The sequence below is a fragment of the Porticoccus sp. GXU_MW_L64 genome, from assembly GCF_052983295.1.
This window is the reverse complement of sequence record NZ_JBRKJK010000003.1, coordinates 57,751-72,526: the sequence shown is the minus strand read 5'-3', so window position 1 is coordinate 72,526 and position 14,776 is coordinate 57,751. Positions and strand designations below refer to the sequence as shown.

Annotated in this window: 13 protein-coding genes; all 13 read left to right on the top strand. The window is 39.5% G+C overall.

The annotated features are described in order from the left end of the window. Nucleotides 1-215 precede the first annotated feature (215 nt). The 13 genes from tviB to ACVBEJ_RS03115 all read left to right on the top strand — a co-directional run bounded on the left by tviB (nt 216) and on the right by ACVBEJ_RS03115 (nt 14,776). Nucleotides 216-1,484 (top strand): Vi polysaccharide biosynthesis UDP-N-acetylglucosamine C-6 dehydrogenase TviB, encoded by a 1,269-nt coding sequence (tviB, locus tag ACVBEJ_RS03175; protein ID WP_447128147.1) that lies wholly within the window; start codon nt 216-218, stop codon nt 1,482-1,484. Between the two features lie 396 nt (nt 1,485-1,880). Next, the gene (locus tag ACVBEJ_RS03170) at nt 1,881-2,900 is read left to right on the top strand and encodes an SDR family oxidoreductase (protein ID WP_447128146.1); all 1,020 of its coding nucleotides are present in this window, start codon (nt 1,881-1,883) and stop codon (nt 2,898-2,900) included. A 20-nt stretch (nt 2,901-2,920) separates the two neighbouring features. Beyond that, nucleotides 2,921-4,210 carry an O-antigen ligase family protein gene (locus ACVBEJ_RS03165; RefSeq protein WP_447128145.1) on the top strand — a complete coding sequence of 430 codons (1,290 nt, stop codon included), beginning with the start codon at nt 2,921-2,923 and terminating at the stop codon, nt 4,208-4,210. 45 nt (nt 4,211-4,255) lie between these two features. Next, nucleotides 4,256-5,380 carry a non-hydrolyzing UDP-N-acetylglucosamine 2-epimerase gene (gene wecB, locus ACVBEJ_RS03160; RefSeq protein ID WP_447128144.1) on the top strand — a complete coding sequence of 375 codons (1,125 nt, stop codon included), beginning with the start codon at nt 4,256-4,258 and terminating at the stop codon, nt 5,378-5,380. A 69-nt stretch (nt 5,381-5,449) separates the two neighbouring features. Beyond that, nucleotides 5,450-6,718: a UDP-N-acetyl-D-mannosamine dehydrogenase gene (wecC, locus tag ACVBEJ_RS03155; protein WP_447128143.1), complete on the top strand. Its 1,269-nt coding sequence runs from the start codon at nt 5,450-5,452 to the stop codon at nt 6,716-6,718. Beyond that, complete coding sequence (rfbB, locus tag ACVBEJ_RS03150) at nt 6,715-7,788, top strand: dTDP-glucose 4,6-dehydratase (protein ID WP_447128142.1); 1,074 nt, start codon at nt 6,715-6,717, stop codon at nt 7,786-7,788. The genes wecC and rfbB overlap by 4 nt, the downstream gene beginning before the upstream one ends. A 94-nt stretch (nt 7,789-7,882) precedes the next feature. After that, the gene (rfbA, locus tag ACVBEJ_RS03145; RefSeq protein ID WP_447128141.1) at nt 7,883-8,755 is read left to right on the top strand and encodes a glucose-1-phosphate thymidylyltransferase RfbA; all 873 of its coding nucleotides are present in this window, start codon (nt 7,883-7,885) and stop codon (nt 8,753-8,755) included. Continuing rightward, nucleotides 8,752-9,834, top strand: a complete 1,083-nt coding sequence (locus ACVBEJ_RS03140; protein WP_447128140.1) for a DegT/DnrJ/EryC1/StrS family aminotransferase — start codon at nt 8,752-8,754, stop codon at nt 9,832-9,834. Before rfbA ends, ACVBEJ_RS03140 begins: the two co-directional genes overlap by 4 nt. A 2-nt stretch (nt 9,835-9,836) precedes the next feature. Continuing rightward, nucleotides 9,837-10,574: a dTDP-4-amino-4,6-dideoxyglucose formyltransferase gene (locus tag ACVBEJ_RS03135; protein ID WP_447128139.1), complete on the top strand. Its 738-nt coding sequence runs from the start codon at nt 9,837-9,839 to the stop codon at nt 10,572-10,574. Then, on the top strand, nt 10,561-11,526 hold the full coding sequence (locus ACVBEJ_RS03130) for a glycosyltransferase (protein WP_447128138.1): 966 nt from the start codon (nt 10,561-10,563) through the stop codon (nt 11,524-11,526). Before ACVBEJ_RS03135 ends, ACVBEJ_RS03130 begins: the two co-directional genes overlap by 14 nt. A gap of 1 nt (nt 11,527) precedes the next feature. Continuing rightward, nucleotides 11,528-12,727, top strand: coding sequence for a hypothetical protein (locus ACVBEJ_RS03125; protein ID WP_447128137.1), 1,200 nt, complete (start codon nt 11,528-11,530; stop codon nt 12,725-12,727). Nucleotides 12,728-12,942: 215 nt separating this feature from the next. Continuing rightward, on the top strand, nt 12,943-14,268 hold the full coding sequence (locus ACVBEJ_RS03120) for a hypothetical protein (protein WP_447128136.1): 1,326 nt from the start codon (nt 12,943-12,945) through the stop codon (nt 14,266-14,268). Further along, on the top strand, nt 14,234-14,776 hold the full coding sequence (locus tag ACVBEJ_RS03115) for an acyltransferase (RefSeq protein WP_447128135.1): 543 nt from the start codon (nt 14,234-14,236) through the stop codon (nt 14,774-14,776). Before ACVBEJ_RS03120 ends, ACVBEJ_RS03115 begins: the two co-directional genes overlap by 35 nt.

Here is a 14,776-nt window from a genome sequence, read left to right as displayed (position 1 = left end):
GCCATCAATACGGTGAAGCCCAAGCGAACCAGCGTTAAGCAAATGAGAAAACTGGCTGGTTGGGACAATCAGACTCTTGTCAAGGTACTGGAGGCGCTAATTTAGATGAGGTGGCCCTGTATCCATGCTCAATATCCATAGTCTCTTGCCACCTACCCCGGTATAATCCCGCGATCTGTTTCAACCTGCTCATTGGATCGACGTAGGAAACCCAAATGAATCTGACAGACGCTAAAGTCGCCGTTATTGGCCTTGGCTACGTAGGCCTGCCGCTCGCCGTAGAATTTGGCAAAAAATACCCAACGCTGGGCTTCGATATTAACGCCAACAGGGTGAGGGAACTGCAATCCGGTGTCGACAACACACTGGAAGTCAGCCAGGACGAACTGGCATCCTCACCCCAACTAACCTTTAGCGCGGACCTGGCCGATTTGCGCGATGCCAATGTGTACATAGTCACCGTACCCACACCCATCGACAAACACCATCAGCCAGACCTTACCCCATTAAAAAAAGCCTCTGAAACCCTTGGCACCGTGATTGCCAAAGGGGATGTAATTGTTTACGAATCGACCGTATACCCCGGTGCTACAGAGGAAGACTGCATACCCGTGGTCGAGGCCGTTTCTGGCTTAACCTTTAACCAGGGCTTTTTTGCCGGCTACAGCCCCGAGCGCATCAACCCCGGCGACAAAGAACACAGAGTCACCAATATTCTGAAAGTGACCTCAGGCTCCACACCAGAAGTGGCGGACTTTGTGGATTCACTGTACGCCAGTATTATCGAAGCCGGTACCCACAAAGCCGAATCCATCAAAGTGGCGGAAGCGGCCAAGGTGATTGAAAACACACAGCGGGATTTGAATATCGCCCTTATCAATGAACTGGCGGTGATTTTCAACAAGTTAGGCATTGATACAGAAGCCGTACTAAAAGCCGCTGGCACCAAATGGAACTTCCTGCCATTCAGACCGGGTTTGGTAGGGGGGCACTGCATAGGCGTTGACCCCTACTACCTGACCCACAAAGCGCAATCAGTGGGTTATCACCCGGAAGTGATTTTGGCGGGCCGCCGCATCAACGATGGCATGGGCCGCTACGTAGTGGGCCAACTGGTGAAACAAATGCTCAAAAACCGTATTCAGGTAGACGGCGCCAGAGTGTTAGTAATGGGCCTGACCTTTAAAGAAAACTGCCCGGACATCCGCAATACCAAAGTGGTGGATGTGGTAGCAGAACTGAAAGATTACGGCATTAACGTAGACATATACGACCCATGGGTAAACCCGGATGAGTCTATGCACGAATACGGCATTTCGCCCATCGAAGCACCAGAAGAAGGTAGCTACGATGCCGTAATTCTTGCAGTCGCCCACCAACAGTTTAAAGATGCGGGCGGCTATAAAAAATACGCCAAACCGAATCATGTGATTTACGACCTGAAATATGCATTACCAGAAAATGAGGCAAATTTACGACTCTAAAAACCCTGGATGACTACAAACCGTAGGGTGGATTAGCCAAAGGCGTAATCCACCAAACTAAAGCCCGTCATCCCAAGCGCAGCACGGTGACCCAGTAAGGCTAACCCCGTCATCCCAAGCGCAACACGGTGATCGAGTAAAGATGAAACCCAGTCATCGCGAACGCAGCACGGAAATAGAAACCCCGTCATCGCGAGTGAAGCACGGTGATCCAGTAGAGTGAAACCCCGTCATCGCGAGCGAAGCGCGGTGATCCAGTAGAGTGAAACCCCGTCATCGCGAGCGAAGCGCGGCGATCCAGTGGCTTTATAACGGTTTTTATTATCCCCATGTAGGCACGCATCACATGGATAAAAGCAAAACAACCAAATAGCCTAAAAAGCAATAGAAAACACAATGACCAAATACGAACAAGTCAAAGAATCCCTGAAAGCCAAACCAAAAACCTGGCTAATAACCGGAGTGGCCGGCTTTATCGGCTCCAACCTTCTGGAAACACTCCTCAAACTGAACCAAAAGGTTGTAGGCCTGGATAACTTCGCTACCGGCTACCAAAAAAACCTGGACGAAGTTCAAGGCCTGGTAAGCCCCGAACAGTGGTCAAACTTCGCCTTTATCGAAGGCGATATTCGCAACCTGAAAACCTGCCAAAACGCAGTAAAAAATACAGATTACGTTCTACACCAAGCCGCTTTAGGCTCCGTCCCCCGTTCAATCAACGACCCTGCCACCTCCAATGAAGTCAATGTGAATGGCCATTTAAACATGCTGATTTCCGCAAAGGACGAACAAGTAAAATCCTTTGTCTACGCCGCCTCCAGCTCCACCTATGGCGATCACCCGGATCTACCAAAACAGGAAGACAAGATAGGCAACCCACTATCACCCTATGCGGTGACCAAATACGTGAATGAGCTGTACGCAGATGTATTTTCACGCTGCTACAACTTCCACAGCACAGGCTTGCGTTACTTTAATGTGTTTGGCAAGCGCCAAGACCCAGACGGCGCTTATGCCGCTGTAATTCCAAAGTGGACTGCAGCGATGATCAATAATAAGGATGTATTTATTAACGGAGATGGTAAAACAAGTAGAGATTTCTGCTTTGTAGAAAACGCAATCCAAGCGAACATACTGGCGGCGATAACCACAATTGATAAAAGCGAAGTATTTAATGTGGCACTAAACGCCCAAACGGATTTGACCCAATTATTCGACTACCTAAAACAGACGCTACTGAGTCACGATATAAACTACACCAAAGGCGCCATCTATCGCGACTTCCGAGCAGGAGACGTCAGGCATTCAAGGGCAGATATAGCCAAGGCTAAAAACATAATGGGGTATGAGCCTACCCATAAAATACAACAAGGCCTGCAACAAGCAATGCCTTGGTATGTTGCTCAACTTCGCTAATTGGTAGGTATTGTCTAGCAATGAAAGGAGTGTTTTTGTCAATTCAGGGGTGGAAATCAAGCTTTGTAAGCCAATGGTTTGAATTTAAGAATGTATGTAAGAAAGCGCCTTCTGCTCATATTCTACCATATATATCTTTGTTTCTTTATCCAACTCTTGTGCTCCAGGTAAAGTCTGGTGGTAGTGCTATGTTGGGGCTGCTTTTATTCAGCGGTATTTATATGCTGATCAAGGAAAAAGTGAAGTGGGATATTAAGTCAATAGTACCGTTGTATGGTTGTTTTGTGTTTTTTTGGTTGGCGGATTTTGTGACGGCAGGGCTAGCTGAAAGAGCACCCTTACAGGGTATGTTGTCGTCATTTACCCAAATTCATTTTCTATGTTTTCCTGTAATTTTTGTAATTTGTCTGCACTTAAAGAATGCGTGGAAATTTTTGATGGTGGGTTGCCTTTTAGCCCTGTTTTTCGGTATAGGTGATGGGATTTACAAATACCTAAATCGATATATGCGAATTTTTGGCGGTGTTAATTCAATATTGTATGCAAGTGTTACGTTAGTTTATATAGCATTATTTATTTTCTATACAATCGACAGAAAAAGATCTTGGTGTTGGCTGATAATAGCCGCAGCGATGATACCTGTAATATTTTCATTTTCTAGGGGAGTCATTTTCGCAGTTTTTCCTTTAATTATCGTTGTACTGTTTTACACAAGAAAATCGGTTTTTAAGTGGTATAGGTCAAAATACTTTTATATGTCGCTGTTGATATTGGCCTTCGTAGGCTCGATGTTTCATGCTCGAATGGTTGATAAAGTAAATTTAACTATTGAAAATTATAATCAATATCTAAATGGAAGTAACTTGGATACCTCCATTGGAGTCCGGCTCGTAATGTATCAGGGAGGATGGCAGCTGGCGCTTGAAAATCCTCTTCTAGGTGTTGGGCGAGAAAATGTTAATCATGAGTTGCTAAAAACTAGCGCTGCTCAGAGATTTCCTAATTCCGGTACTCTTGCCAGTTTTTCACATCTTCATAATGAGTACCTAACAACTTTTGCTGGCTCAGGAGTGGTTGGACTTTTAAGCCTGGCGTTAATTTTAATAGTTCCTTGTGTTCTGATAAGGAAGGTTTCAAAAAATCCTATTTATCGTGGTCAAGTAACTAGTCTTTGTATGTTGTATTCAGTGTACGGATTATCAAATTTATCTTTTGATAATGGTACTTTAAATGGCTTATACATACTGACTTTAGCAGTACTTTTTTCTGCCGCAGTTAGATTTGAAAGAAGTCAGCAGGAGTGGTCGTGAAATGAAATTTTATTTTGTGGTTTGTAAATTTGTTGGGTATTTTTTATGAAAAAAATATTGTTAATCTTTGGAACACGACCCGAAGCGATTAAAATGGCACCTTTGGTTCATGCGCTTAAGAAAGATATTAGGTTTTCGGCTAAAGTCTGCGTGACTGCACAGCATAGAGAAATGCTTGATCAAGTGTTAGGCCTATTTGAAATTTCGCCTGAATATGACCTCAATGTTATGAAGCCTGGGCAAAATCTATTTGATGTGACATCAAATATACTACTAGGCTTAAAACCTGTGTTGGAAGAGTTTTCTCCAGATGTGGTTTTAGTTCATGGAGATACTACCACCACACTGTCTGCTGCATTGGCAGCTTTCTATATTCAGATACCAGTAGCCCATATTGAAGCTGGTCTGAGAACAGGTAACTTATATGCACCCTGGCCAGAAGAAGCTAATCGTTCTATAGCAGGAGTTCTAGCTCAATATCACTTCGCGCCGACAGAAGCATCTCAAAATAATCTTCTTGCTGAAAATGTGTCTCAGGAGCTTATATATGTAACAGGAAATACAGTTATTGATGCACTTATCTGGGTACGTGAAAAGCTTAATGCTGATGATATTCTAAGAGAAAGCATCTCTAGAAAGTATCCGTTTCTTGATGAATCTAAAAAGTTGGTTCTTGTCACTGGGCATCGAAGAGAAAACTTTGGTGATGGCTTTGAAAATATTTGTAAGGCACTAAAACAAATAAGTGAAGATAATCAGGATGTTCAGATTGTTTATCCTGTACATTTGAATCCTAATGTTCAGGAGCCTGTAAATCGTCTGTTAGGTGATGCAAATAATGTATTTCTGATACCCCCTCAAGACTATCTGCCATTTGTTTATCTTATGGACCGGTCGTACCTGATTCTTACAGACTCTGGCGGTATTCAAGAAGAAGCCCCCTCTCTTGGGAAGCCTGTATTAGTTATGCGAGAAACTACTGAGCGCCCAGAGGCAGTTTCAGCTGGAACGGTTAAGCTGGTTGGTACCGATGCAGATTATATTGCAAACAACGTCAATGAGTTGCTAACCGACAGAAAAGTTTATGGTGCGATGAGTCAAGCTCATAATCCCTATGGTGATGGGAGGGCATGTGAGCGAATTGTGGAAGTTTTATCTGCAGAAAGCTAGTTCTTTAGATTGATGTGATGGAACTATACTCCACACTATAAATTTTCAGAGTTGATTTTTGAGAAAAATATGTCTTTTCAAACAATTTCAGTAATTGGTCTTGGTTATATTGGATTACCTACGGCGGCAGCTTTTGCCTCTCGTCGAAAGAGGGTTGTAGGTGTAGATGTCAATCAAGATACGGTAAATACTATTAATAAAGGTGATATTCACATTATAGAACCTGAGCTGGATATAGCGGTTCATGCGGCTGTAACACAGGGTTATCTTAAGGCCACCACTATACCAGAACCGGCAGATGCCTTTTTAATCGCAGTACCAACACCCTTCGTTGAGTGTACGAATGAGAGCATTTACCAACCTGATTTGCGTCATATAGAGGCAGCATCCAAATCAATTGCTCCGGTATTGAAATCTGGTAATTTAGTTATTCTTGAGTCTACTTCCCCGGTCGGGGCGACTGAGAAGATGGCACAGTGGCTGGCTGAAGCAAGGCCAGATCTGAGTTTTCCTCAAAGAAACGGTGAAAATTCCGATATTCGAATTGCACATTGTCCTGAACGGGTACTTCCAGGGCATGTGATGCGTGAATTAGTAGAAAATGACAGAGTGATTGGAGGTATGACCTCTAAGTGTTCTCAGGCAGCTATTGAGCTGTACAAAACATTTGTTGCTGGCGAGTGTATTGTCACTAATTCTCGCACTGCAGAAATGGCAAAACTAACAGAGAACAGCTTTCGTGACGTTAATATCGCGTTTGCCAATGAGTTGTCAATTATTTGTGATAAGTTAGATATTAGTGTTTGGGAGTTAATCGAATTGGCAAATCGACATCCTCGGGTAAATATATTACAGCCTGGGCCTGGTGTTGGAGGTCACTGTATAGCCGTAGACCCTTGGTTTATTGTTAGTAAAACACCATCAGATGCTAGATTAATTAGAGCTTCGCGTGAAGTTAATGATAATAAGCCTGAGTGGGTTGTAAGCAGAATTAAATCGGCAGTAGCGGAATATTTACAAGAAAACTCCAGTGAAACTGTAAAAGATGTAACAATTGCCTGTTATGGATTAGCCTTTAAAGCGAATATTGATGACCTGCGTGAAAGTCCATCTTTAGAAATAGCAAAAAAAATAGTTGAAGGGCACCCAGGTAAAGTTCTTTTGGTGGAACCAAATATCCATCATTTGCCAAGCAATATGAATAATAATTTATTAGTGGGTTTAGATAAGGCTTTTGAAGAAGCGGACATTCATGTATTACTTGTAGACCACCATGAGTTTAAACGAGTAACTCCAAACTCTAGTTATGTTATCGATACTCGAGGGATTTGGTTATGAAAATTCTAGTTACTGGTGGTGCAGGCTTTATCGGTTCAGCTGTAATTCGTTATATTATTCAGAATACCAGTGACAGCGTTGTTAATGTCGACAAGTTAACCTACGCTGGTAATCTTGATAACCTTGGTGATATTTGTAACTCAGGACGCTATTCATTTGAGCATGTTGATATATGTAACGGCAATGAGTTAGAGCGTGTATTTGCATTACATCGGCCAGACGCAGTTATGCATTTGGCAGCAGAAAGCCATGTAGATCGATCAATAGATGGCCCGACTGGGTTTATTGAAACTAACATTGTTGGTACTTTTACGCTTCTTGAAGCTGCACGGAATTACTGGCAAAAACTTGAACCAAGCCTGCGAGATCAATTTCGTTTCCATCATATCAGCACGGATGAGGTGTATGGTGATTTGCCGCATCCCAACGAACAAGGCGACGCCGATCAGTATTTTTTTACGGAAGAAACAGCTTACGCTCCAAGTTCGCCTTATTCTGCCAGTAAAGCTGGATCTGATCATTTAGTGCGTGCATGGTTGAGAACATACGGGTTCCCCGTTGTTATTACTAATTGTTCTAACAATTATGGGCCTTACCACTTCCCTGAAAAATTAATTCCACACGTGATTTTGAATGCTTTGCATGGTGAGCCTTTACCAGTTTATGGTAAGGGGGATCAGATTCGCGACTGGTTATATGTCGAAGATCATGCATGTGCCTTATATAAAGCTTTAACCAAAGGTCATATAGGTGAAACCTATAATATCGGTGGTCATAACGAAAAACAAAATATCGAAGTGGTTCATACTCTTTGCGATATTTTGCAAGAACTAAAGCCTTCTAGAATGCTATACCGTGATCTCATAACACATGTTCATGATCGCCCTGGTCACGACCGTCGTTATGCCATTGACGCAAGCAAGATCACAGACCATCTAGGTTGGATTCCTGCCGAAACTTTCGAAAGTGGGATGAGAAAAACTGTGCAGTGGTATCTCAAAAATGAATCTTGGTGGCAGCGGGTCTTGAGTGGGGAGTATCAGTTAACTCGCGCTGGTACTGCTGGTTAATGAGTTATGTGTGCGAACACGAACTGTATCAAGCAACTAAAAGAATAGAAATAATACATCCTACTTTTGTAGTCATCCTATGAGCGAAAGAGTCATGAAAGGTATAGTTTTGGCAGGTGGTTCCGGTACTCGTCTATACCCAATTACCATGGGTATATCGAAACAGCTACTGCCAATTTATGATAAACCTATGATTTATTATCCTCTGTCAGTGCTAATGTTGGCGGGTATTCGTCAAATTCTTATTATCACTACGCCGGAAGACCAGTCCGCCTTTCAACGTCTATTGGGTGATGGGAGTCAGTTGGGTCTAGAGCTAGAATATGCTGCTCAGCCATCACCTGATGGTTTAGCTCAAGCCTTTATTATTGGTGAGAGCTTTATAGGGACAAGCAATGTTTGTCTCGTGCTAGGTGATAATATTTTTTATGGTCAAGGCTTTACTCCAAAGCTTAGAGAGTCTTCTGCAAGGATGAAAGGGGCGACAATTTTTGGCTATCAAGTAAAAGATCCAGAGCGTTTCGGGGTTGTAGACTTCGATAATCAGAAACGTGTTATTTCTATTGAAGAAAAACCTTTAAATCCTAAATCACACTATGCTGTTACTGGGCTTTATTTCTATGATAGTGCGGTAGTAGATATTGCGAAAAATATCGAGCCGTCTAGCCGTGGAGAATTGGAGATTACAAGTGTTAACCAAAAGTACCTTGAGCGTGGAGATCTTAATGTAGAACTTTTAGGACGTGGTTTTACTTGGCTTGATACAGGAACTCATGACAGCTTGTTAGAGGCTGCACACTTTGTTGAGACAATTGAAAAACGCCAAGGTTACAAGGTGGCTTGCTTGGAGGAGATTGCATTTAATAATGGTTGGCTGAGTGTAGAACAATTATGTGATATTGGTGTAAGCCTTAGCAAGAATGGTTATGGGAAATATTTGCTTGATTTGGTAGAGGGAGAAAAATGATTCCAGTTACCCGACCAAGTATGCCTAATCGTAAGTTGGTTCAGAGTTATCTCGATGGCATTTATGAACGTAAGTGGTTGACTAATAATGGCCCTTTACTTAAAGAACTCACTGTAAGACTTGAAGAGTACCTTGGAGTAGAAAATCTGTTATTGGTGGCTAATGGAACTTTAGCTTTGCAATTGGCATACAAGGTTTTAAGGCTAAAAGAACAAGTTATTACAACCCCTTTTACGTTTATTGCAACTGCAAGTTCTCTAAATTGGGGAGGAGTAAAACCTAGATTTTCTGATATCGACTCTCGTAGCTTCAATCTTTGTCCTTTACAGGTAGAGCATAGGATAACTCCACAAACACAAGCTGTTGTGCCTGTTCATGTATATGGCAATCCATGTAATGTTGAGGCTTTTGAACGTTTGGCTAAGCGGTATGATCTTAAAATAATTTATGATGCTGCTCATGCTTTTGGAGTGCGTTATAAAGGAAAAAGCTTATTAAATTGGGGTGATGCCTCTGTTCTTAGTTTTCATGCAACAAAATTATTCCATACAGTAGAAGGAGGTGCTGTTGTATTCAACAACGAAGCTGATTATGAGCGCGCTCGGGCCATGATTAATTTTGGAATAAATGATAGTGGTAAGATTGTAGAAAAGGGAATAAATGCTAAGTTAAGTGAAGTGCATGCAGCGTTTGGTTTGGCGCTTCTCGATAACATTGACGATATCATGGAAAGGCGAGTTGAGCTGCAGAACCTCTATATTGAAGAATTAAACGATTATGTTCAGCTTCCTGAATGGAGCTCTAATGCCACACTTAACGGGGCCTATCTGCCAGTTTTGTTTGCATCAAAAAAAGAGTCAGATCGTGTAGAAAGCCGACTTAATTCTGAGAGAATTAACCCGAGGCGTTACTTTTCACCTTCATTGGATACAATTCCTCAGTTTTTTGAGCAAGAAAGTGTAGATTTGGCCATAAGTCGTTCTGTATCAATGCGTATACTGTGTTTGCCCTTATATGATGGTTTGGCTCATAGTGAAGTGAAAAGGATTTGTAAGCTAATAAAGGATGTACTGAGGTAATTATGATAAAAGTACTTGTGGTTTCTGATAATTCAGTTTTGATAGATCATGTTAAATTTCTATCTATCAGATCAGATATTGCCTCATTGGCGAATTTTGAATTCAGTTATAGTGCAATTAATAAATCACCTGAAGAACTCGTTAAACGTGGAATGAAAAAGGTAGATGTGAGGGCCGAAGCTGATTTATTGATTAGGCAATATGATTTAATTATATCTGCACATTGCAAACAAATTTTTCCAGCGAATCTGGTAAATAACATTTCGTGTATAAATATTCATCCTGGCTTCAATCCATACAATAGAGGATGGTATCCACAAGTTTTTTCCATTATTAATCGAAAACCTATTGGTGCTACGATTCATCTTATGGATGAAGAGATAGACAATGGAGCTATTCTCTATCAGAAACAAGTTAAGGCTGACTCTTGGGATACTTCGTTGTCTCTTTACAATAAGGTAATAGAGGTTGAGAAAAAGTTACTGGATCGCCACTTAGTTGACATTCTAAGAAGCCAATATTTTCCTCAGGACTTGGACTGTTATGGTAATTATAATTCTCCTGATGATTTTAATGACTTGTGTTCTCTCAATTTAGATCATGTAGGTAGTATGAGAGAGCATATAGATCTATTGAGGGCATTGAGCCACGGAGATTTTAAAAATGCCTATTTCTATGATGAAGAAAATAAAAAAGTCTACGTAAAAGTTGATTTGGAGGCTGTTGATGAAACAGCCTAAAGTTAGTGTTGCTATTATTACCTATAATCAAAAATGTTTTTTGCGTGATGTGCTTGAAAGCGTTCTTTCTCAAAAAACAGATTTTTTGTTTGAGGTTGTTGTAGGTGATGACGGTTCATCTGATGGTACTCAGGATATTATCTTAGAATATCAGAGTAAATATCCAGAAATGATTGTTGCTGTTTTACATTCTGTAAATGTAGGTGCTAATCAAAATTATATTGATGTTCTATCGCGTTGTAGAGGACGTTACATAGCACATCTTGATGGCGATGATTTGATGTTGCCAGATAAGTTACAGGTGCAGTGCGACTTCCTTGATGCTAATCCAAAGTTTAGTGCTTGCTGCCATGATATGAAAGTTTTTGAAGATGGAACAGGGCGTTTTCTTCGAAGATATAATGGAAGAGTAAAGTTTAAAGAAGCTACCTTTTCTAGCCTTCTTAGAAATGGCGTCCAATTCTGTCACAGTTCAAAGATGTTCAGAAAAAGTACAATAGAAGATATCAAATTAGAATTGCCTACTAAGATTATTTTCGACTGGTTGATGCATTTAATTCATGCGCGACATGGAGTGATAGGCTTTATAGACGAAGTTCTTGGAGAGTACCGGATTAGTCCATCTAGTGTGGTATTTTCTAATTATGAAAAAATCACTACTGTTTGCCAAGATTTACTATTAACTGTCGATATTTCAGCAGACTTTGGCGGAAGTTTACATGATAGGATGTATGCAAAATCTCGAATTTATTTTGAAAGTGCTCTGAGAGCTTTGGAGTTAAAAGAGTTTCAATATTTTAATCGCTTCATTACTTTAAGTGGCAAAGATGGAGTTTTTCTAAGTTATTTGCATAGAATAATATTTCATTTAAAAGAAATTCCAGTTTTGATTTCTTGGTTTTATCTCGGACGTAAGTTGTTTTTTATATGGGCTGATCGTCTAAGGCGGTAAAGTGATAACTACTATTCTGGCTCGCTATATAACTGTAGCAGTGCAATTTATCATAATTTTTTTGACTTTAGATTTTTATGGTGTGGATGCAAGAGGAGTAGTTGCAGCACTTGTTGCTATTGCGGGATTAATCGGTGCAATTTCATCGTTGACTATCGGAAAAGGTTTGATGTCGATAGTTGAGCGCTATAAAAATAATAAAGAAACATTGCCTACTATTTATATTACAGCTATTTTTGGGGTTCTAATTTTAGGTTGCCTTTCATATTGTGTGCATCTATCTATTTTTTATTTTTATCCATCAATTTATGGTGAGTTAGAGCTTCTTCACTTGTCATTATTTTCTTTAGCTGCATTTTATTACATATGGGTGCAAGTAGGGCCTTATATATTTTCATTGGTTGGTTGCATGAAGATATATAACTTTTTGTCACTAACAGCTAATAGTGCAGTTGTTTTAGCTTTAGTGTCAGTCTACTTGTTAGATGCAGGGTTTGAAGTCTTTCTGCAAGTTCTTGCTAGCATGTACTTTTTGGAGTTTTTTGTTGGTTTTTTGTTTGTTATCAAAATTATTGGATGGGCGGCCCCTTCATTTGAGGTAGCTCTGTTATTGGTTAAGTCTGGTATTTTGCTTCATATCGATACACTGGGTGGCGTGATGTTCACGAGCTTTAGTGTTGTCTTAGTAAATATGATGATGGGGCTTGAAGCTGTCGCTGAATATGATTTGATTAGCAGGATATTTGCGCTACTTTGTTTGCTTCCACAGGCAATTCAAATGTTTCAGCATAAGGATGTCATTTTTTCTAAAACTACTGATTTGTTAAAAAAACAGATGAGGTTGTTTAGAGGTATATGCTTAATATATTTTTTGGTTTTTCCGATATCCGTCTTGGCTTGGCGACCAATTACTACCTATCTGGATTTTTCTGAAGGTTCCATTTTTGTTTATTTGATTTTGGGTGCGGCCTTTTTGCCTTACACCTACAGCTCAATAGTATCCCCATACTGGATAAAGAATGGAAAATCATTATCTTTGTCCGTGTTTACATTATTAGTTGGTCTTTCTGGGTTGTGTATTTCTGTTTTGTTGATTTCCCGTATAGGAATTTTGGGTGCTGCTGTTGGTGTTTTTGTTAGTTACTGTCTTTCAGCTATTGTTAATTTTAAATTTTATAGGAGCATAAAGTACGCCAGTTAATTTAGTTGAATTTATATGTTTGGTGTTTTTATGAATTGATAAGCTGACTGCCAATTGTATGTAAAGATTAACCTTATTCACCTGTGTGGCCGTTATATATAATATTACGCATCTAATACTAGAAGTATCATTTTGTATTTTTTGAATGATATTTTTGGTACTAGAGGGTAAATTTTATAAGTTGGCGTTCTTTATTTTTTGTATTAGAAAAAAACATGATGAACTTTATTGTATTTTTGCTATTTTTTGTTTTTATTTTTGGGCCTACTCTTGATTTGGGAGTGGGTCAAATTTCAGATGTTAGCTTTTTACTTTCAAGTGTCATTGTTCTTTATACATTAGTTGTAAAGGGGTGGAGTTGCCCCTCTTATGTCTATCGGCCGCTAGTAATTTTAGTCTGTATATTGTTTTTATCAATATTAAATACTACTTTTTTTGACATGGACAATATTCATATCGGCTACAGAGCTATATTTCGCCCTATAAGAATAGCTGTTATATTTCTAAGTGGATATTTTCTTGTTAGGTATATAGTTGATTTTTACCGTGAAAAATATTTTCTAAATTATGCATGTATTTACCATAAAATAGTTTGGTTGGTTTTCTTATCTATTGGTGTGCATGCTATTTTGATGGTTGCGCAATTTGCGATTCCTGAGCTTAGGGGCTTTGTATACGAGTTTACATTCGCGAAAGAACAGCTTGAATATAATAAAATGTTCAGGATGGCTGGATTAAGTGGAGGTGGTGGAGCCCAGATATCGTATGTTCAAGGTCTCGGAGGGCTAATTGGTTTTTATCTGCTTTTCCTGCAGGAAGGGCGTCATAAAGGGGTTGCTTTACTTTTTATAATTGCGATTACTTTCTCCATTATATTGTCAGGTAGATCTGGGTTTATTCCTTTAGTTCTAGGATTGCTTTTTTACTCATCAATAGCAGCAATTCGGTTGTTGATGAATTTGCATATCCCAATAAGAGTAAATCTCGGTATCATGCTAATCTTGGCGGCAGCTACTTTTTTAATTCCGCTTTTCTCGGGTGTGTTCGGTGATAATTCTATTTACTTGGAAATAGCTGTTAGAAGGACGTTCAAAACGCTAATTAACTTTAACGAAACGGGTAACTTGGAAGATGATACAGTAAGTGCTCTTTTGGAAATGTTTATTATTCCAAATGAATGGGCGCATCTTTTGTTTGGAAAATCTAGCTATATAGAAAATAATACATATTATGAAATTTGGACAGATATTGGCTATTTTAGAGTAATTTGGAGCTATGGTCTTATTGGGTTGTTTTTTTATGTATTTTTTTATTTGATGATGGCTTTGAAGTTGCTGCCGTCATTTTTTGATCGGCGTTATGTTTATGTCTGTTCGTTGCCTTTGTTTATGGTCCTTTTGGTCTACATAATGAATTTGAAAGAAATATTTTTTATGTCAAAGTTTTCTTTTCAAATCAATATATTAATATATTTTTCGTACATAATTTTAAATTTTAAGAAGCGAGATGATTGTGGTGAAAAAAATAGCGAAAATTATTGATTATGTATACCGAGTATTTCGCCGATTATTGATGATTTTAATGGCTCGTCGTTTTAAAAGTTATGGTTCTGGGTTGATATTTAATCCTTTTGACAACTTTAGTTACGAAACTATCGATATTTCTGACGATGTTTATATTGGTCCTGGGGCTATATTTAACGCGAGTGAAAGTGGAATAAAAATAGGGCATAAAGTTATGTTTGGTCCGCGCGTTACTATTATGGGTGGAGATCATAATATAAAAACTGTCGGACGTTATATGTTTGATGTTAAAGATAAAGAGCCAGAAAATGATAAACCTGTGATTATATCCAATGATGTTTGGGTTGGTGCAGGAGCAATAATATTGAAAGGTGTTTCTGTTGGCGACGGTGCAGTGATTGCTGCAGGGGCATTGGTCAACAGGGATGTTGAGCCTTATTCAATTGTTGGAGGTGTACCAGCAAAAAAAATTGGTAGTCGATTTGATAATAATCAATTAAAAAAACATATTGAAATACTTGGGTAA